The following is a 21070-nucleotide window of genomic DNA, read 5'->3' as shown; positions in this document are numbered from 1 at the left end:
GAGTCTACATGGGAGCGAATTCGGTGGAATGAGCGAAAGAAGCGAACGAGGGAGTCTACATGGGAGCGAATTCGGCGGAATGAGCGAGTTCTGTTAGCGCATACGAGGTGAAAATTAAAAAACGAGACCATAGCGGCCTCGTTCGTGAGCATAATCGTTATTTGGTAAAGCAAAGCAGATTGTCGTCGCTGTGAAGATGGTTAAGAATCGCTTGCTGGATCAGCTCCAGATCCTTGGTTCGAAACGCATTGAGCAAGTCCTGATGATCCTTCTCCATATGGTCCAAGTCGTAGAACGGCAGGTTCTTGGAGAAATGCAGGCGGATCTGATTGACGATGCTTTGCCACGTGAGCATGACCGTGCGTTCAGCAGCCATCTCCAGAATGGATTGGTGAAAAAGAATATCCAGATCAACGAGCCGACTCTTCGTGCCGCTCGCCACAGCTTCTCTCATCTCATCAATAATGCCCTGCTGCTTGCTGAAGAAGGTGTCATCCAGCTTGTCTAGATACCGCTTCACAACGAACCATTCAATATGGAAACGAATTGGCATGAGAATGTTCTGCACTTCATCGGCATCCAGATCCGCGACGACGGTTTCTTTATAGGGAACGGAGAGCAGCAGACCTTCGCGTTCGAGCTGGCGGATCGCTTCGCGAATAGGGCCGCGGCTGACACCCATTTGCTCCGCGATTTCCATCTCTTTAATTCGCGAGCCAGGCTGCAAATGTCCGTGTAGGATCGCTTCTCGTAAATCATGCGTCACTTTCTCGCGAAGTGACGTATTGGCTTGCTGCTTGAAAGTGAATTCAGCCATATCAGAATTGCTCCCTTATAAGAGTAAGACTCATAGAATGGGTCCTAGGTAATCAGATAAATCTTAGTATACGTTGTAAATGCAGAAAATGCACTTTGTTTGTATTTTGTTAACAATCGACAATATACAATCTAGGTAAATATTGTTGACAATAATTCTAGCCCAGAACTACAATAAGCTTAATTAAATGTAAGCGCTGTATTTATTTAAGGTCATTTATCACAGTCGGGATGCGGCAATTGGAAGACTGGCAGTTATGAATACGATGAACATTTTACGGCATGAAGATACTACACGAGCAGGGGGAAGCGGCTATGAGAATTACGGAAGTGGAATCGATTTATCTGCGTATTCCGGATTTGGATGCTGAGAAGTGTGATGGCACGCAAGATACGCTTATGATCCGCATTTATACGGATGAAGGGATTACCGGTTACGGTGAGGTTGACTCTGTTCCACTGGTGGCGAAGGCTGCTATTGATGCACCGCCTTCCCATTCGATTGCTACGGGTCTCCGCTCGCTTCTGATTGGCGAGAACCCGCTTGAGATTGACCGTTTGTGGGACAAAATGTACCGGGGCACGATCTACTTTGGCCGCGGCGGTCCGGTGATGCATGCGATGAGCGGCATCGATATGGCGCTGTGGGATATTGCCGGCAAGAAGGCTGGCCGTCCGGTGTCCGAGATGCTCGGCGGCACATACCGTTCCAAGCTCAAAGCCTATGCCAGTTCGCTTATGCCGGACACGATTGAAGAAGCGGTTCGCCTGGCAGGGCAGTTCGCATCGGAAGGTTATAAGGCGATGAAATTCGGCTGGGGGCCGATCGGCCGCGATCCGAAATTCGATGAGCAGCAAATTCGCGCCATCCGTGAAACCGTAGGCGAAGACATTGACGTTATGATCGACGGCGGTCTGGCATGGGATCTGAAAGGCGCGCTCCGCATGGCGGAAGTATATGAGAAATACGGAGTCTTCTGGCTCGAGGAGCCGCTTCATCCGGAGGATCTGATCGGCTATCAGGAGCTGTCCAGACGGACGACGCTTCGCATAGCAGGCGGCGAACAGGAGAGCGGCGTGACCGCGTTCCGCCGGTTGATTGAGGATGGCGGACATGATATTGTCCAGCCGGATTTGGGCCGCTGCGGCGGGCTGACCGAAGGGAAACGCATCGCGTACATGGCGCACGAGCGTCATAAGCTGGTTGTCCCGCATGCGTTTAAGACGGGGATTCTGGTCGCGGCGAGCACGCATTTTGCTGCGTCGATTCCGAACGGATTTATGATCGAGCATACCGCTTCCACTTCGCCGCTTGCGCGCGACTTGGTGTCGGAGGCGATTACGTTTAAGGACGGCTACGTGTACGTTCCGGATCGTCCGGGACTTGGCGTTACCGTTGATGAAGCAGTCGTGGAACGATATCGCGTAAACTAGGAGGCCTCTTCTATGGCAAAAGCGGGCAGGTTTGACAGCAAGGTGGCGCTGATTACAGGTGGCGCAACAGGAGTCGGCTATGCAACGGCATGCCGCTTGGCCTCGGAAGGCGCGTCGGTCGTCATAACAGGCCGCCGTGCGGGTGTTGGAGCAGAGGCTGCTGCCGCGCTAATAGAGCAAGGCTATCGCGCACAGTTCATTGCTTGCGACGTGTCGGACGAAGCAGAGGTTGCGGCGATGTTCGCGCAAGTGGAGAGCGTCTTCGGGCAGCTCGATATTCTCGTGAACAATGCGGCGACGTATGAGCCGAAGCGGTTCCTCGGCGCAGAGATGAAGGACTGGCGCAAGGTGTTTGACATCATTGTAGACGGTACCTTTCACTGTACGCAGGCTGCGGCGCGCATGATGACGGCCAAGGGAATTCGCGGCTCGATCATCAATGTATCCTCGATTAACGGCAGCCGCGCGCTGGATGAATCATCGAGCTACAATGCGGCGAAAGGCGCCATGGACCAATTGACGCGCAATACGGCGCTGGAGCTGATCGACGTCGGTATTCGTGTTAACTCGGTCGCGCTCGGTTTTATCGAGACGCCGATGTCGGTGGTGGATGGCGTGAAGGAGCATGAGACGGACTGGTTTCAAGATATTTACGTTGCGCGCGGCAAAATCGCCCAGCGGCGTCAAGGCCAGCCGGAGGAAGCAGCCGGCGTCATTGCTTTCCTGGCATCGGAGGATGCTTCTTATATGTGCGGTGCAGTCATTGCGGTTGATGGTGGATTGTCGATTACCTTTTGATAAACGAGGGAGGTGCGGGAGGCGTATGGGCTCCTTGTGCCTCTTCATCCTGAGAGGAGATTAGAGGCTATGCAGGCACTTATCTATGAAGGTCCGAAGGAAATGAATGTAAGGGAAGTCGATGCGCCGGTTGCAGGGGAAGATGAAGTTGTTATTCAGGTGGCGTACAGCGGGATTTGCGGTTCGGAGCTAAGCGGTTTCCTAGGCAAAAACTCACTCCGCAAGCCTCCGATGATCTTCGGCCATGAGTTCTCCGGCACCATTGCCTCCATGGGAAGCCGGGTTGAAGCGGCCGGCCTTTGGTCGCTTGGGCAGCGCGTCACGGCGAATCCGCTTGTGACCTGCGGCCATTGCGACAAATGCGCGAGCGGCAGGCAGCAGCTATGCGTCTCGCGGAAGCTGCTTTCCGCGGCGCTGCCAGGCAGCAACGCGGAATATGTGAAGATTCCGTCAGCCTTCGTCTATGCGGTACCGGATGGGATGACGCTGCAGACGGCAGCGCTGGCGGAGCCGACTGCGTGCGCGGTGCGCGTAGCCGAGCTCGCCGCTGCGAAGCCGACGGACACGGTGCTTATTCTCGGCATGGGGCCGATTGGGCTTCTGGCTCTGCAAGCCGTGCTGCAATATGGTGTTAGTGATGTCATTGCCGTGGACATGAATGAGGATCGCCTAGCGATTGCGCGCCGTCTTGGCGCGAAGCATGTCATCTGTCCGGCAGGTGTGGATACGCTTGAGGAAGTGAAACGGCTAACCGGCGGCAGCGGCGTGAACATCGCCATTGATGCCGTTGGCGCAGGCTTGACGCGCAAGCAGTGCGTGCTGGCCTGTGGGACCGGCGGCCGTGTTGTTTTTACGGGGCTGCATGAGGAAGAGTCTGCTTTGCCGATTAATATTGCGATCCGCAGCGAGATTACGATGACGGGCTCTTTTGCCTATTCGGCTATGAACTTTCGGACTGCGCTTCAGTGGCTGGAAGAAGGCCGCATCGGACTTGATGAGGGCGTAGTAGAAGCGCCGCTTAGCGAAGGCGCGAAGTGGTTCGAGACGCTGCTCGGGTCGCCGGGCAATGTGTCCAAAGTATTGCTGATTCCGGGAGGTGCATCGTAATGCCGCGATTTGAAGAATGGCATTCGCCGATTGCGGGCATCAGCCGCAAGATTTTCCGTCCCGGTCAATCCATTATGAGCATGATGCTTACGCTCGACTCCGGCTCGATCGGACCGGCTCACTCGCACCCGCATGAGCAGCTAACGTTCGTCATCAGCGGCAAGATCGCCATGACGATGAACGGTGAAACGACCATTGTCAGCGCTGGTGAGCAAATTCATGTGCCGGGCGATGCGATGCATGAGGTGAAAGCGCTGGAGGATACGGTTATGATCGAGAATTTTACGCCACTGCGCGAGGATTTGCTGGCCACGATTACGGAGTAGGGAGGAAGGTTCCTATGACAGTTACGGTGGATACCAATTGGACGTACAACGACATTCGAACGGTGCTGCTGGAGAATGAGCTGCTTCGTGTCATTATCATGCCGGACCTAGGCGCTAAAATATGGCAGATTACGTTCAAGCCGCGCGGTAAGGATCTGCTCTGGCATCATCCTCGCATGAAACCGCGGAAGCTTGCGCTGCATTCCGTCTATGACGATCATTTCTTCGGCGGCTGGGATGAGCTGTATCCGAACGATATCGCGGAGACAATCGATGGCGAGCCGTTCCCGGATCACGGGGAGATTTGGACGCTGCCGTGGCAGTATGCGCTGGAGCGAGTGGACCCTGAAGAAGTCACGCTTCACATGTGGGTGGAGACGCCCATCAGCGCAACGCGACTGAGCAAGCGGGTTACGCTGCGCGCCGGTGAATCGAAGCTGCGTTTCGCGCACACGATAACCAATCTCGGCCGCAAACCACAGCCGTATTTGTGGAAGCTGCATGCAGCGATGGCAGCCGATGAGCATTCGCGGATTGATTTGCCTGCCCGCACCATGGAGATGGAGGGCTTCGGCTCGCCGCGTACCGGCAAAACCTCGTACAGCTACCAGTGGCCGTATTCTCAGGATGACACTGGTGAGGTGCATGATATGCGCCGAGTGCTGCCGCACTCGTCAGGCGTCAGCGAGTTCCAATATGCCACAGATATGCAGGCGGGATGGTGCGCTTTGACGCATACCCGGGAAGGCATCGGGTTTGGCTTAAGCTATGATAACCGTGTGCTGCCGACTTGCTGGCTGTTCGCTTCCTATGGCGGCTGGCGAGAGCTGCAAACCGTTGTACTGGAGCCATGTTCCGGCTATCCGGTCGGGCTGCAGGACGGATTAGATCGCGGAACGCATCAGGTTTTGCAGCCTGGGGAGACGGTATCTTGTACCGTCATCGCTACGGTGTATGAAGGGCTGTCAGCGGTTGATCATATTGATGCTGACGGTGAAGTGACAGGTACGGCAAGGTGAGCAACTGTTGAGGGAGCCCGCTTGAGGCGGTGGAAGGCTGAGAGTCGGGTTTTTCGCCTCTCAGATGCGGAGTGCGTGGTTAGATGGTGGGACTGCATGCTGAGAGTCGGGTTTTCCTACTCTCAGCTCTTTTTATGAGCTGATTTGGTGCTGAGAGTCGGGTTTTCCGCCTCTCAGTTGCGGAGTAGGTGGTTAGTTGGTGGGACTGCGAGCTGAGAGTAGGATTTCCCTACTCTCAGCTCTTTTTATGGGCTGATTCCGTGCTGAGAGTCGGGTTTTCCGCCTCTCAGACGCCGAGTAGGTGGTTAGTTGGTGGGACTGCTAGCTGAGAGTAGGATTTTCCTACTCTCAGCTCTTTTTATGAGCTGATTTAGTGATGAGAGTCGGGTTTTCCGCCTCTCAGATGCGGAGTGCGTGGTTAGATGGTGGGACTGCATGCTGAGAGTCGGGTTTTCCTACTCTCAGCTCTATTTATGAGCTGATTTGGTGCTGAGAGTCGGGTTTTCCGCCTCTCAGTTGCGGAGTAGGTGGTTAGTTGGTGGGACTGCATGCTGAGAGTCGGATTTTCCTACTCTCAGCTCTTATTAGGAGCTGATTTAGTGCTGAGAGTCGGGTTTTCCGCCTCTCAGATGCGGAGTGCGTGGTTAGATGGTGGGACTGCTAGTTGAGAGTCGGATTTTTGACTTCTTAACGGCATGCCCAAGCGAGAAGGGAGCAAATGTGGAGCAATGGCGATACTGTAAGCGAAATAGCCGCTTAAGCCCGCCAAAGCGAGCTAGTTTGCGTGCAATAAGCGGAATAGTCGCTTACAGCGGGAGAACGGCGAGAGAAAGGAGCAAATGTGGAGCAATGGCGACACTGTAAGCGAAATAGTCTCTTAAGCCCGCCAAATTGAGCTAGTTTGCATGCGATAAGCGGAATAGTCGCTTACAGCGGGAGGACGGCACGAGAAAGGAGCAAAATTGGAGCGATTAAGACACTGTAAGCGAAATAGCCGCTTAAGCCCACCAAATTGAGCTAGTTTGCGTGCAATAAGCGGAATAGTCGCTTACAGCGGGAGAACGGCGCGTGAAAAGAGCAAATGTGGTGTAATGGCGACACCGTAAGCGGAATAGCCGCTTAAGCCGCGTTCGCGACAGCCCTGGTGAAAAGGCCGCTGGAATGACATGTAACTTTTGCCTGTGAGCGTCGTCTATAGAGATGAGTCGCAAACGAGAGTCGAGAGGAGCATGTCGCCAATGAAGTCATGGAAACATACGACGCTTACGCTGGTAGCGGCCGGGCTGTTAATGTCCGGTACCGCTGCAGCTACAGCCTCTGCACAAACGAACCCAGATCCGAATACGAGCTACGATGGCCAAACGATGCCGGCTGTGTCGAATAAGGTACCTTTTGCTAAGCCGATTTGGACGATAGAACTGGACAAACCTACGATCGAGAACAGCTACCAAGCCCCGATTGTGATCGAGAACAGCATATTTTTCACCATCAAAGGCGGCGTGCTGCAAGCGCGAACGATACAAACGGGCAAGCTGCTCTGGTCTTACGGTACCAAGCTGCAGGCAGGAGCCATTCAACTACTAAACGGCAGCCTATACGTAAGCGGTCAGGACGGCTCGGTCTATCAAGTAGCTGCCCAAACAGGCACGGCCAAGCGAATATATCAGGCGAACAAGAAGTCGACATTCAGCCAATTTAAGGTGGAAGGGAACACGCTTTATTTTGCCTCCTCGCTTGGGCTTGTCTCGGTCAATCTCGCAACGGGTCATGAGAGATGGCGCAACACGGACGTGAACAGCATACCCGTGAAAGTCGGCGGCAAGCTGCTCGTGCTGGCGATGGAATCCGGCGCGATTACGGTGACGACAACGTATGCCATCGACGAAGCCACCGGCAAAACCATTTGGCGGCTGGCGGGCAGCCATTCCAATGTGCTGAAGGTGGATGGGGAGAAGCTGTATTTTGTAAACGATTGGCCGAAGAGCGATACCACCAAATTTCTCGTAGACCTGGATGTCGTGGATTTGCAAACGGGCAGCGTCATCGAAACCAAATCTTTTGTCCCCGTCAAGCAAGGGGAAGACCCGATGTATCAATATGCATCGAAGCTTGTGATTGAAGGTAACGATGTCTATGTATCCACCAAGGACCATCAGCTCTACCACTATAATTTGAATGCCGATCCATCGGTCGTGAAACCGGAGATCATCCAAGATGACGGCACATGGATCGCGGGGCCTTACAATGGCAAGCTGATTTATAAGAATGGAGACAACATCGGTCTGCACGCACGCAAAATAGTCGATCATACGCCGGTATTCTATCAGGGGCTGGACAATCCGGCTAGCCGAGTCGATCTAATCGATTCCGGTCTGTATGTCGGACAAACCGACGGTGAAGTGTACGCGCTGAATGTTGCGACAGGCAAAGCCCTTTCCCGTTATCAAACTTCCGCTCGGAGCTTTGGTCCTTTCCAAGTGGAGGGAGATAAGCTGCTGGTGCAGGCAGAAGGGAAGCTCTATGCGTTCACACTTCCGGCCGAACTGCGTAAGCCGATCAGCGGCACGGGTCTTGGTACCGGAGCTTTCTCCAAAGCAGCTGCCAGCCTCTCTATCGATGGCCAGCTCAAGAAATTCGAGCCCAGTATGATGACGACCGGTAATCGGATGCTTGTTCCGCTTCGTTTTCTGGTGGGCGAAATCGGGGCGACAACCAGCTACAATACACAAACCAAACAAACCACCGTCACGCGCGGCGATCGCTCGATTATTTTGGCAGAAGGGGCTCCTTTTGCAACTGTGGGAAGCAGGCAGACTCCGTTGTCGTTTGCGCCTGTTATTCTGGGGGGCAGCTTATACATCCCAGTCAGCGATATCGGCAAGCTGCTCGGCGTAGAGGTGAAGTGGAACGGGGGGACGCGAACGGTTGAAGTAAGCACGGAGGTTGCAGGTTAGCCATTGGAGATGATGATATGAACAAAATAATCGTTGCGCTCCTTCTGCTGCTTGTTTGCCTGACGGGGTGCAAGAATGAAGAGAGTAGTCCCATTTCGCTGGCAGATGTCAAAGAGGTGTTTGGCCACTATGGCATTTTTCTCGTACCGACGAAGGACGGTAGTCCGCAGGCTGTTTTCTCAAGGACTTACAATGGCGTTACGCCGAGCCGTTTTGTAGTGGATACGAAGCAGAGCATCAGCATCTATGTGTATCCCTCTGAAGCTGAGGCTGTTAAGGGGATTAAGGATTTCGAAGAGCAGACGGCGACCGCCGATGTCGTTCCACATACGCGCTATCCAATCAACAACGTTGTTCTGTATGACATCACGAATCTCAAGCCGAACAGGGATTGCATAGCGAAGGTAATTCAGGATCTGCGTGGTTATGCTGCTGTTTCGAATCCTCAAGTGGATCTGTCCGAGGCGGGCAAAATGAAATACCGAGAAATAGCTTGGGCTACCGTCGAAGAGGAGCAGCGCAAGCATGTGATCGGACGAAGCACGGATGCCGAAGTGACAACGATCATCATGAATAATCAATGGCTTGTTCCGAATAAGGATCGTGCGAAGCTCCGCTACCATAAGTTGGTTACCGTGACGTTCAACACCGATCAAGACGGGCTGCTTGGCCCCATTGTCGTGGTCATTAATCCTGCTAATGATGAAGTCGAAGGCGGTTACGCTAGGTTTTAAGTGTGCGCGAACCTTTCTCATCCACCTGTAGAATTGACAAAAACCGCTGGCGTTCGGAGATGGAGCGATAGAGCGGTGAATGCTACGATAGCTTCAGGTTAAGGGAGAGGGATGACGATGATGACGACACGACGTTTGGACTTCATTGCTCCAAAGGAAGTCGCTTGTGTAGAGGTTGAGAATAGTCAGCTGGGAGCGAAGGAAGTCAGACTTACGACGCTGTACTCCGGCATTAGCGCCGGAACGCAATTGACGGCCTATAGAGGCATTAATCCTTTTGTGAAGAAACAGTTCAATCAAGAGCAACGCATCTTCACGGAACGAGTCGAGGAAGAATCATCCTTGTATCCGGTGCGGGGCTGCTGGGGATATGAAGAGGTCGGCGTCGTATCGGAAATAGGTTCAACCGTTAGCGGCATTAAAGAAGGCGATGTCGTCTATGGTACATGGGGACATAAGAGTTCGCATGTTGTGAGTGAAGACTTCGCGAGCGATCATCTGCTGCCGGAAGGATTGGATCCGCTCGCCGGCATTTATTCGCAAATGGGTGCGATCGCGCTGAATGCGATTCTGGATGCGGATATTCACGTCGGGGAAACGGTAGTCGTGTTCGGACAAGGCGTGCCAGGACAGCTTGTTGCTCAGCTGGCTAGGTTGAACGGTGCTGAAGTCATCGCGATTGATCTCGATGATTATCGGCTTGGGTTCTCCGAGCAATTCGGAGCCGCGCATACGATCAATTCGCGGAATTGCAGCGACGTTGCGAGCCGAGTTAAGGAGCTGACAGGCGGCAGAGGAGCCGATATCGCGATCGAGATTTCCGGTGCTTCCGGTGCGCTGCATGAAGCGATTCGCTCGGTCGTCTACAACGGCCGCGTGGTGACTGCAGGCTTCTATCAAGGCGGAGCGAAGGATCTCTACCTCGGAGAGGAGTTCCATCATAACCGTGTGCAGCTGATTGGCTCGCAGATCAGCGGCATCAACCTGCAGCTGACGAATCGCTGGGATCGGCTGCGGATGGAACGGACGATTATGGAGCTGGCCTTATCCGGCCGCTTGAAGCTGGCGGAGCTCGTCACCCACCAAGTTCCGTTCGACCAAGCAGCAGATGCGTACCGAATGCTCGATGCCAATACGGAGAAGTCCCTGCAGGTGGTATTGAAGTTTTAAGGTTGTAAAGAGAGAACTCCGGCGAGGTTGCCGGAGTTTTTGTTTAGGCGGGTGCGCGCGAATCACCAGTGGACGGAAATCCCCCCGCAGCAGACAGTTTTCCCTCACAAGGTGAAGCGAGCTGTTTGTATAATAGAGGGACAACAGCCCATGCCTCATCCGGTGGGGCAGTGAGGAGTCTGACCATGAAGAACAATCATCCGTGGCTTCCGCTTATAGAGAAAGCGTCGCTTCATATGCTGAGTCACGATTTACACAGACGAACCGAGCTGCGGGAAGTGAACCGCAAGCTCCCTTTCTATATCGCTTCTTACATCAAAGAAGGCTCATGCAGGCTTCATATTGCCGGCCGGGATTATTTGGCAGGCCCAGGGGACGTCGTGCTGATCCCGCCTTACGAGCTGCATGATCATGTCAAAGACACGAACGAGGAAACGGAATTTCTTTGGTGGCATTTTACGTTCCAGGTTGCGGGCTGTATCGATGCTTTGCAAGCTTTCCGTTTTCCGGTTATTTTTCGATTGCCGAAGCCGGAGCAGTTTGAATCGGTATTCCACGAATACAGCCGAATCGCGGACGGGATGAGCTCGCTGTCAGGCAGTCTAATGAAGAAGGCCAAAGCGCTCGAGCTTGTCGCCATCCTGATCGACGCGGCCATTCATCATCCGGAAGTGCTGCTGAAATCAGAACATTCCGATCCATTCTTGAGCATGATGACGGAGCTGCTCGACAATCCGGAGCGCCGGATCGATCTTGCGGATCTCGGCAAGCGTTACTATATGCATCCGACTTACATCGCGGAGCGCTTCAAGAAGCTGTTCGGCATTACGCCGACAAGGCTTCAATTGCAGCTTCGACTTCGCCGAGCAAAGCAGCTCCTGGAAACAGAGAGTCGTCCGATCACGGAAATCGCGCGGTTGAGTGGTTATGAGGACATTGACGACTTCTCGCGTTTTTTCAAAAGCAAAACAGGCCTCTCCCCGCTCAAGTACCGGACAAGCCGATTAGCGGGAGGGGCAGGCAGCCAATTCAACTAATTCATTGGAGGAATTATTCATATGGTTAAATCAATTCGAGTCGGTATTGCAGGCCTTGGCATGATGGGACAGAAGCACGCACTAAATTTGCTCAACATCCCCGGTGTTGAAGTGACAGCGGTTTGCGGAACAACGCTTGAGAAAGCGGAAGCATTCGGCGAAGCGCACACAGGCGGTGTGGCTAACGCGTATGCGGATTTCAACACCATGCTGGAGAAGGAACAGCTCGATGCCGTATATATCTGCCTCCCGCCTTATGCGCATCAGGGTCAAGTGGAAGCAGCAGCGAGCAAAGGCATTGCCGTATTCCTTGAGAAACCAATCGCGCTGAATACCGAAATTGCCGAGCGAATGACTGCGGCTGTCGAGGGGGCAGGCGTCGTGTCGCAGGTTGGTTATCACAACCGTTTCGGTGCTGCGGTTAAAGAACTGAAACGATTGATCGAGGACGGTACAGCCGGCATCCCAACGCTGTTCGATGGCCGTTATGATTGCAACTCGCTGCACTCGTCTTGGTGGAGTGATCGTAATCTCTCTGGTGGACAAGTCTTCGAGCAGGTGATTCATACGTATGATCTGGCTATGTACTTCTTGGGTACGCCCGATAAAATCAGCGGTTTCACCGCTAATTTGAACCATCGCGAAGCTGAAGGTTATTCGGTTGAGGATACGAGTGCAGCCGTTATTCGATTCCGCTCCGGTGCAATGGCATCCATAACGGCTTCCAATTGTGCCGTGCCGGGGGAATGGAACTGCAGCTTTACGGTCATTTGCAGCAAGTTGACTGCATATTTCACAAGTGCGAACGATGCGGAGTTTGTGTTTACCGGCGGATCTGAGATCTCGCGACAAACGTTTGCGTCCGAGCTCGACGTGTACGAGGATGAGACGGTTGCTTTCATCGCGGCGCTGCGCGGCGAAGGACCGGAGGTTTGTCCGATCCGAGAAGGGCTGCGAAGCTTGCGACTCGTTGAGAATGTCATGCAATCGGCCGATGATCACGGCAGACAGATCGCATACGTCGAATAAGAACGAACCATTAAGGGGAAAAGGTGTGTGTACACTCATGCAGGCAAAAGCGATTTGGTACGACGAGTCCGGACAAGGACGCAATCTCTATGCAAGGTTCAGACTGACGCTGGATTTGAAAAGCAAGCCTGAGAACGCGATTCTTCATTTGTTCGCGGATACGACTTACCAGCTGTACATTAATGGTAAGTATGTCCGTTTGGGCTCGCTGCGATTCGATCCTCAGCATCCGGTGTACGATTCCCATGACTTAAGTAGCTTGCTTCATGAAGGTCGCAATGTGATTGCGGTCCAGGTCAATTATGTGGGGCACAAAACCTTCATCACGATGCTGTCGCAAGCCGGTCTCACAGCTTGGGGCGAAGTGACGCTTGCAGGCGGCGAGCGAATCGATCTTGCTACAGGAGGGGCAGCATGGAAAGCGTCCTCAGCCCCGGCTTATCGGTATGCGGCCAAATCGAGCCTGTTCTTGAAGGCCGGCGATCTCTATGATCAGCGACTGGAGGAGGCCGGTGATTGGAGCGGGAACGAATTCGACGACAGCAGCTGGCTGAGCGCCGTAGAGCTGGCGAATCAACAAGCTTGGGGAGAGCCCGAGGCAAGGGGAATTCCGTACATGTCCGGGGAGCCGGTTCCGGTAGAACGCGTGCTGCATCTGATGCCGCTTGAGCCGCAGGAATTACTCTGTTCGTTCAGCGTGCCGATGCCGCATGTGAACGAAATTCATGAGCCGGAGCTGACCAGCCGATTTATGGCGGTGAGGACATGGATTTATTCGCCGGAGGACGTCTTCATTACGATGGGACTGTTTTATCAGAACAGCTGGATCAATGGTGAGCCGATTGCCAAAGGTCTGTATGCCGACGACAAAAGCATGCGTCTGAATCACCGCGTAAGTTTGCATAAAGGGTGGAACGCTTATTTTGCCAAATGCGATTCGCTTCAAGATATGTATCACCATTACCTCGCGCTGCCCGAAGGTTTCGGGCTAGTCGTATCAGCGGATCGCGATCCGGAAGGCACGGTGCAGTTCCATCGTACGCCGGTTGTCTCGCATGAGTTGTACGCATCTGTGCTGAGTGGGCGTGAGCTGCCTTTTGCGGTGGATGATGAGCTCGCGGATCTCGGCGGTTGGATCGAGGTCACGGTGCATGAGCATGGCGAAAGCCCGACGATGTCCACGGGTTGGGACACGTATGGCAATTCTTTCGAATCGATCGAAGTCGACCAGTTGACCGATCGTGTCTTCTCCTTGGCTGACTATCCGAACGGCTTCTCTCTGCTGCTCGACTTAGGTCTGACTCGTCTCGTGCTTCCACGTGTTGTGCTGGAAGGTGCAGGCGGTGCGACGATTGACTTGACCTATGGCGAGCACTTGAACGCGGACGGCAAGCATCTGCGTCATTATCACTGGTATGGGCTTGGCGACAGAGCTTACGGGGATAAACGCTGCGAGCAATTGGATTGGCGTTTAACTCAGCCGCGTGGCTTCCGTTATGTACAATTGACGGTACGGAGTCCGAAGCAAGATGTGCTGCTGCGAGGATTGGAGCTTGCTTCGGCCAGCTATCCGGTGGAGACCAAAGGGACGTTCCGCTGCTCCGACCCGCTGCTTGAGCAGATTTGGGAAATGGGTGTTCGGACAGAAGCGGTTAATATGGAGGATGCTTATACAGACTGCGTGACGCGTGAACGTGGGCAGTACATCCGCGATACCATTATCCAGTACCACAACAATTTAGCGGTATTCGGTGACCATGCGCTTATGCGGCGCAGCCTTCAGCTTATGGGGCAATCGCCGGATGCTACGGGTAAATTCAGAGCTGTGTATCCGAATACGGGCGACTATACGATTTCGGATTTTGCGCTGAATGCGCTGGAAGGCTTCTGGGCGTACTATGAACAAACCGGCGATGGGGAGCTAGTAGAGACGTACTGGGATGCCATTCAGCATAACTTGGCGTGGTTCCATGAGCTGGCGGATGAGCGCGAGGATCTGCTGCTCGATGCGGAGTGGGATGTGAAGCGCGGCATTAATGCGCATTATGGCGGTTTCCATGGCGACCTTGCCATTGTGAAAGGGTACATGGACATCACCGGCATACACTGTGTGTTCAGCTGTACGTATTTGATCGCACTGCGTGCCGCGGCGAAGCTGGCCGGAGCTATTGGTCGCCAGGAGGAAGTCGGCGAGCTGGAGCGCAGAATTGCGGTTGTGGAGCGAGCAATCCACGATACGTTCTGGGACGAGGAACGCGGCTGCTACAGCGATAACGAGCAGAAGCTGTCGCATTCGGCGCATGCAAGCTTGTTCGCTGCACGAGCCGGCGTGCTGACGGCGGAGCAGCTGGAGCCGGTTCGAGCACATGTACGCCGCGATCTCAAGTCGTTGTTCGTGAATGGCTATGGGCCGGAGGACGGCGTGTATGTATCGCCGAGCTTCTCCTTTTATATTTTCGAAGGGCTATATTTGATTGGCCTTACGGACACGGCGGAACGCATGATGCGCCAAGGCTGGGGCTGGTTCCTGCAGAAGGGGCTGAAGCAGACGCCGGAGTATTACGATCTGGGCCAAAGTCTATGTCATGCATGGTCTGCATGCCCAACTTACTTCATGTCCACGCATGTGCTGGGCGTTCATCTGCCGACGATCGAGAAGCCGGACGAGGTTGTCATTCATGTGCAGACGGCAGAGGTAACGGCAGCCGAAGGAGCTGTGCCTCACGCGCTCGGACTGATTGAAGTGAAGTGGCATACGGACGAGCAAGGGGCGCGTGTCTTCGACTATGTTCGTGTTCCGGAAGGTCTGCGAGCTACGATTGTGGAGTAACGCGTTGGAATTAGTCTGAGAGTCAGCACCTTAGCCGGGAACGGCTGGGTGCTTTTTCGTTGTTGGCTGTTTGCCCGCACCCGTACCCGTACCTCACACCTACACCCGCACCGCACCCGTACCTCGCACCCCGCACCCCACACCCCGCACCTCACCCGCACCTACACCCACACCCACACCCACACCCGCACCCGCACCCGCATCACACACCACGCACCGCAACCGCAGAAAAAAGCAGCTGAGAGGACGAAAGTGGAACACTCAGAGCCCCAACTAACCCCAGTTCCCTCGCTCCGGTTGCTGAGAGTCGCCAAATGAAACTTTCAGCACCGAAATCCCAGCAAAATGAAGCTGAGAGTAGGGGAATCCGTCTCTCGGCTGTCATATCGCCTCAAACACCTAATGCTGTCACCACGCTAACGAACCTCACAGGCCATATTTGCATCAAAACTGCCCGCAAAAAATTCTAACGAACCGTACAGGGCTTATTTCATGGTTTATGGGTCATTCGGAGTCCATTTCGGTCAAATAAGACCCCTACGATTCGTTAGAATTTCGGAGGTGGACAATCCGGCCAAATAAGACCTCTACGGTTCGTTAGCGCATCAACAGTTACTCGCCGCCGAAAGCCACTAAAATTTCTCCCCCTCTTTCCAGCGAAATGTCTCATACACATTTTGTCGTTTCAGGGTATGATAATAAGTTGGGAAGCACTTTTCCCATTAAGGGGCGACACAGGGGCGAGAGAGGAATGATGGCTTACGAAGACGGACTTCTTACGGCTTAGAAACGTAACGTTCAAGAATAGAATTATCATCATCTTTCTAATTAGCAGCTTGACTCCGTTTATTTGCTTGGGGTTTATTTCCTTCTACACGATCGATTCCATCATCAGCAACAAGGTAGAGAGTGCGCTTCAAAGCAACCTCAAGCAGGACTTGATGACGCTGGAGAATGCGATCAACAACTTAAACCATGTCTCCCAGCAGCTGGCCTACGGCGGGGGCACGAACAGGCTGCTTGAACAGCTCGCTGTCGAGCAGGAGCCGTATGAACGGCTGAAGCTGCTGAATGATATTAAGACGGAGCTGAATGTCATTTCCTTCTCCAATCCGAATGTCGGATTAATGATGTTTTACGATCCCAAGACGGACACGCATGATTTTGAAAATTTCAGGGTTCGGGGGACCTTCGCGCCAAAGCAGCTTCCCGTGCTAGCCGAGTATCCGGAGATCACCTACTACGGGCCTTACAAAAGCTACAATGGCTCTATTAATCAATATGTGTTCAGTATCATGAGGAAAGTCAATTTGCTGGATCAGAACCTTTACTTATACATAGAGACCGGTCGAAGTGCCATCGAGTCGTTATTCGCCCCTCAGGATCGCAAAGAAAGCTCGCGTCGCCTGCTTATTCTCGATGATCAGCGCCGGATTGCTTTCAGCGAGGTGGTGCAAGCTTTTCCGGAGAATACGGTGTTTCCGGCGTCGACCGCAAACAAAACATCCGGGTATAACGGCGATTATTTCTGGAATCGGGAGATCAGCAATCAAGGCTGGAGCATCGTCTCGGTTACACCGCGCAACGAGCTTACGCAGGAGCGGAACCGCTGGTTATTCCAAATTACAGGTATTTTCCTAGCCTTCTTCGTAGGTGCCGTCTTCTTCTCCTGGCTGCTGTGGAAGATGGTCTACCGGCCGCTGGATAAGTTTAATATGGAGATCAAGTCCTTGATCCACTCCAATGTGAAGGAGCATACGGAGGTCACGCATATACCGGAATTCGATTATTTGCTCTATCAGACGCGAAGCATGAAGGGGAAGATATGGGCCTTATATGAAGAAATCGAAGTGAAGGAGAAGCGGAGGGCGGATTTGGAGGTAGAGAAGCTGCTGTACCAGATCAATCCCCATTTCCTCATGAATACGCTCGATACCGTGCACTGGCTGGCCTTAATGAACGGACAGCACGAGATCGACAAGCTGGTGCTTTCCTTAAATAAATTGCTCTATTACAACCTTGGCAAAATGGGCGAGGTGTCCACGATCGGCGATGAGATTGACGCGCTGAAGGAATATTTGCAGCTGCAGCAAATTCGGTATGATTTCCAATTTGACGTCGATCTGGACGTGGACGAGAAGGCGCTGACGATTCCTTGCCCTCGGTTTCTCATGCAGCCATTAGTCGAGAATGCGCTCTATCATGGCGTCAGCGACGACGGTTATATCTATGTAGGCGTGCAATGGAATGAGCAAGCGTTGCAAATTACGATTCAAGATAATGGAGCGGGCATGCCGCAGGAAACGATCGATCGGCTGCTTGATGATGAGGCCAAAGACAGCCATAAGGTCGGCATGGGCATCGGCATGCGATATGTGAAGCGAATTTTGCAAGCCACTTACGGCGAGACGGCTGTGCTGGAAATCAGAAGCGAGATTGGGAAAGGGACGATTATATCGCTTCGCCTCCCCATCTTAAGGAGTGGAATATAACGAATGATTCGCGTGTTGATCGTAGACGATGACAAGCTGGTACGCAAAGGTCTTGCTTCGGCCATGCCCTGGAAAGAGTTCGGGATGGAGGTCATAGGCGAGGCGAATAACGGCGAGAATGCGCTCAAAGTCATGGAAGAGAGCAAAGTCGATCTTCTAATTACGGACTTGTCTATGCCTGTCATGTCCGGCATCGAGCTGATGAGAATCGTTCGGCAGCAATATCCGCAAGTGCAGATTGTCGTGCTGACGCTTCATCAGGATTTCGAATACGTGCAGGAGGCCTTAAGGCTCGGAGCCATTGATTATATCGCGAAGGTGCAGCTGGAGAGAGAGCAGTTCGAGGAAGTATTGGGCAGAATTAAATCACTGATGGAGCAAAAGGAAGTCTCTAAGGCCGCAGCTGTGCCGGATGAGGAAGCGGAACAAGCCGACGAGTGGTTCGTGCTGTACTCGCTGCATCCGATGAACGATGATTCCAAGTCAGCGGCGGGGACTTATATCCTTCCTGATCAGGCGGTGGAAGCGGAGGCCGGCATCTGGTACTGGGCAGGCTTACCACCGATGTCCCTTCTGCCCGATCCCAATGCAGCACTGGTATGTTTTCAGAACTTAGCCGGCATCGACAAGAAGACGGTGCTGCAGCTCATTCGAGGGTATAGGAAGAGCGATTTGTTCTATGATTTTGACCCTACCGAATCTGTTCAATTCGTGAACGCTGCCGAATTGTTGCATCGGGAGAAAGCGGACAGAAGCTTCGGAGTCGATCAGATGAAAGGAAAATGGCTATCAGCGGACTGGATCTATGATGCATCAGTATTCGATTCCATGCTGCGGGAGCTGAAGGGCTACAAGATGCCTCCGATCCGGCTGGCTCGTATCTTCTTCTCTCTATCTGACGAGTGGAACAGGCTGTATCAGCAGATTCTGTCTGAACCGATCCTGATCGAGGATTTCTTCTCCAGCTGGTTCCGTTTCGAGGAGTGGCTCACGGATGTGCGCGAGCGGATAAGCAGCGCTAACACGAAGCCGCTGTTCTCCAAGGAGATCCAGAACAGCATCGTGAAAGCGATGAATTTGGCGCAAATGAACATCAGCGAGCCGATCGCGGCCGCCGATATCGCCCAGCAGGTCAATATGAGCAGCAGCTATTTCAGCCAATGCTTCAAGCAATATGTGGGACAGACGTATTCGGATTATGTGCGTGATATTCGGATGGAGAGGGCGAAAGAGTATTTGCGCAACACGACCAAGACGATTCAGTGGGTCGCGGAGCAAATCGGCTACAACGACGAGAAATATTTCAGCCGGTTATTCCGGGAGCAGGTTGGCGTTCTGCCGAGCGAGTTCAGGCAGCTCTCGGAAGGCCGCACCAAATAGGGTAGAATGCGTACGAAAGAGGGGTAGACATTTTTCGTACGCATTCTTTATTTTGCGAAGAATCGTCTACCTACTCGGGGATAGACCTCTAACTCGGCCTAATGAAGAGCCATGCTATATTGAGTTTGTCAGAAACAAACGAACTATTTACAAGGGGGAGCAATATGAGAAAGGGTATATTATCGACCATGGCTGTGCTGCTCGTAACGGCAAGTCTGGCCGCTTGCGGCAACAATAACGATGGCGGCAACAACGGTGCGGCGAGCAACAACAAGGCAGAGAACAGCAAGGAAACGGCGAACACAAGTAACACGCAAACCAATAATGCAGCTGCCAACACGGCAACCGATGAAGTCATCGATCCGTTTGCGAAATTCGCGGAGCCTACCGAGGTATCCATCGGCAGAGCCATTGACCCGAATTATAAGTTCGACGGCACGGATACGGCAGAAGACAACGTGTACACGCGCTGGCTGAAAGATAAATTCAACATCGTAACCAAGCATGCATGGGAAGCGGCTCAAGGTCCTGACTATCAACAGAAGGTGAGTCTGGCAATCTCCAGTAATGACTTGCCGGATGCGATGGTCGTCAACGAAACGCAGCTGAGACAAATGGTTAAAGCCGGTCAGCTGGCAGATTTGAACGAAGTGTATGACAAATACGCAAGCCCGGAATTGAAGGCGGTTTACGATTCCAACCCGGGTCTGCTCGATGGCGTTACGTTTGACGGTAAGCTGTATGCTCTTCCGGAGACGACACTGCCTTCTGCGCCGCTGACTTGGATTCGTAAGGATTGGCTCGACAAGCTGGGACTGCAGCCGCCTAAGTCGTTGCAGGATCTGGAGACCATCGCCAAAGCGTTCATCGACAACAAGATGGGCGGAGATAAGACAGTTGGGATCGTCGGTACGCAACAAGGCGGCACGCTTTACTCCACATTCCTGAATTCCACGGATCACTGGTATAACTTCTCCTCGTTGTTCTTCGCTAACGATGCTTATCCGGGCATTTGGGTGAAAGACAAGGACGGCAATGCGGTATATGGTTCCACTACACCGGAGACGAAGCAAGCACTGGCCATGATGAAAGACTGGTACGCGAAGGGAATTCTAGATAAGGAATTAGGCGTTCGCAAAAGCACAGCCGAAGTTGTTGCAGCCGGTCAAACGGGTATTTTCTTCGGACCTTGGTGGTCTGCGTATAACAACATTCCGGACAACATTAAGAACGATCCGAAAGCCAACTGGAGACCGTATGCGGCGCCGCTTGATGCAGCAGGCAAATTCAACTCCAACCAAGCTACGGGAAGCAGCTATATCGTAATAAGCAAGAATGCGAAGCACCCGGAAGCGATCGTGAAGATGACTTCGATTCACAAATGGGGCAAGGACGAGGAATTCAACAAGCTGACGGCAGGCAAGCAAATGACATCGCAAGAGGTACCATTGTTCCTGATTCTTGGTGCCGGCGACCAGCTTGAGTATGCGGTAAACTCCCTTCGCAAGCATCTGAAGGGTGAAATGAAGCTGGAAGATTTCGATCAAGTCAACTACGGCTGGGCTTATGAAATGGCGAAACATGTGGATGCCATTAAGAAAGAGCCTTTCGACAGCTATGATATCGGCACATTCGATCAAGCAGCGGATCCTGGATTCTTCACGCATATCTATGCCCATCTGAACGGCGGTTCGACTTTCGTAGATGCGGATATTAACTGGGTACGAAGCATCGCAACGGCTCAAACGAAAACAATGGAATCCAGATGGACGAACCTGAAGAAAATGGAAGACGAAACCTTCCTCAAAATCATCATGGGCAGCGAAGAATTGGATGCCTTCGATACGTTCGTGACCAAATGGAAGGATCAAGGCGGCGACAAAATTACCGAAGAGGTTAACGAGCTTAAATAGATGAAAAAGGTCAAGACGGGTACTCGCTACT

15 protein-coding genes are annotated in these 21070 nt (G+C 53.0%); 14 read left to right on the top strand and 1 reads right to left on the bottom strand.

Translation table 11 applies throughout. The features are described 5' to 3' along the window. Positions 1-157 precede the first annotated feature (157 nt). Positions 158-817, bottom strand: coding sequence for a GntR family transcriptional regulator (locus tag BLW29_RS24055; protein ID WP_090984393.1), 660 nt, complete (start codon positions 815-817; stop codon positions 158-160). A 314-nt stretch (positions 818-1131) separates the two neighbouring features. On the opposite strand from BLW29_RS24055, the gene BLW29_RS24050 reads away from it, so the two are divergent. The 14 genes from BLW29_RS24050 (at position 1132) to BLW29_RS23985 (ending at position 21039) form a co-directional block, all read left to right on the top strand. After that, the gene (locus BLW29_RS24050) at positions 1132-2250 is read left to right on the top strand and encodes a mandelate racemase/muconate lactonizing enzyme family protein (protein ID WP_090984391.1); all 1119 of its coding nucleotides are present in this window, start codon (positions 1132-1134) and stop codon (positions 2248-2250) included. A gap of 12 nt (positions 2251-2262) precedes the next feature. Beyond that, positions 2263-3048 (top strand): SDR family NAD(P)-dependent oxidoreductase, encoded by a 786-nt coding sequence (locus BLW29_RS24045; RefSeq protein ID WP_090984389.1) that lies wholly within the window; start codon positions 2263-2265, stop codon positions 3046-3048. Between the two features lie 69 nt (positions 3049-3117). Continuing rightward, complete coding sequence (locus BLW29_RS24040) at positions 3118-4155, top strand: zinc-dependent alcohol dehydrogenase (RefSeq protein ID WP_090984386.1); 1038 nt, start codon at positions 3118-3120, stop codon at positions 4153-4155. Further along, on the top strand, positions 4155-4481 hold the full coding sequence (locus BLW29_RS24035) for a cupin domain-containing protein (RefSeq protein WP_090984384.1): 327 nt from the start codon (positions 4155-4157) through the stop codon (positions 4479-4481). Before BLW29_RS24040 ends, BLW29_RS24035 begins: the two co-directional genes overlap by 1 nt. A 14-nt stretch (positions 4482-4495) precedes the next feature. Then, the gene (locus BLW29_RS24030) at positions 4496-5500 is read left to right on the top strand and encodes a DUF4432 family protein (RefSeq protein ID WP_090984382.1); all 1005 of its coding nucleotides are present in this window, start codon (positions 4496-4498) and stop codon (positions 5498-5500) included. Between the two features lie 1238 nt (positions 5501-6738). Then, on the top strand, positions 6739-8454 hold the full coding sequence (locus BLW29_RS24025) for an outer membrane protein assembly factor BamB family protein (RefSeq protein WP_177186803.1): 1716 nt from the start codon (positions 6739-6741) through the stop codon (positions 8452-8454). A gap of 17 nt (positions 8455-8471) precedes the next feature. Next, positions 8472-9188, top strand: a complete 717-nt coding sequence (locus BLW29_RS24020) for a hypothetical protein (protein WP_090984378.1) — start codon at positions 8472-8474, stop codon at positions 9186-9188. A gap of 117 nt (positions 9189-9305) precedes the next feature. Then, on the top strand, positions 9306-10358 hold the full coding sequence (locus tag BLW29_RS24015) for a zinc-dependent alcohol dehydrogenase (protein WP_218147131.1): 1053 nt from the start codon (positions 9306-9308) through the stop codon (positions 10356-10358). A gap of 185 nt (positions 10359-10543) precedes the next feature. Next, complete coding sequence (locus BLW29_RS24010) at positions 10544-11395, top strand: helix-turn-helix transcriptional regulator (RefSeq protein ID WP_090984376.1); 852 nt, start codon at positions 10544-10546, stop codon at positions 11393-11395. A 21-nt stretch (positions 11396-11416) separates the two neighbouring features. Beyond that, the gene (locus BLW29_RS24005; RefSeq protein ID WP_090984374.1) at positions 11417-12424 is read left to right on the top strand and encodes a Gfo/Idh/MocA family protein; all 1008 of its coding nucleotides are present in this window, start codon (positions 11417-11419) and stop codon (positions 12422-12424) included. Between the two features lie 37 nt (positions 12425-12461). After that, a complete protein-coding gene (locus BLW29_RS24000; RefSeq protein ID WP_177186802.1) occupies positions 12462-15254 on the top strand; it encodes an alpha-L-rhamnosidase-related protein in 2793 nt (930 codons plus the stop codon). 836 nt (positions 15255-16090) lie between these two features. After that, a complete protein-coding gene (locus BLW29_RS23995) occupies positions 16091-17746 on the top strand; it encodes a sensor histidine kinase (RefSeq protein ID WP_256208856.1) in 1656 nt (551 codons plus the stop codon). A gap of 3 nt (positions 17747-17749) precedes the next feature. Next, positions 17750-19126, top strand: a complete 1377-nt coding sequence (locus BLW29_RS23990) for a response regulator transcription factor (protein ID WP_090984367.1) — start codon at positions 17750-17752, stop codon at positions 19124-19126. 164 nt (positions 19127-19290) lie between these two features. Next, positions 19291-21039: an extracellular solute-binding protein gene (locus BLW29_RS23985; protein WP_090984365.1), complete on the top strand. Its 1749-nt coding sequence runs from the start codon at positions 19291-19293 to the stop codon at positions 21037-21039. Positions 21040-21070 lie beyond the last annotated feature (31 nt).

Origin of the sequence: Paenibacillus sp. CF384, assembly GCF_900106745.1 — a bacterium.
GTDB lineage: Bacteria > Bacillota > Bacilli > Paenibacillales > Paenibacillaceae > Paenibacillus_Z.
This window is presented reverse-complemented; position numbering and strand designations above follow the sequence as displayed.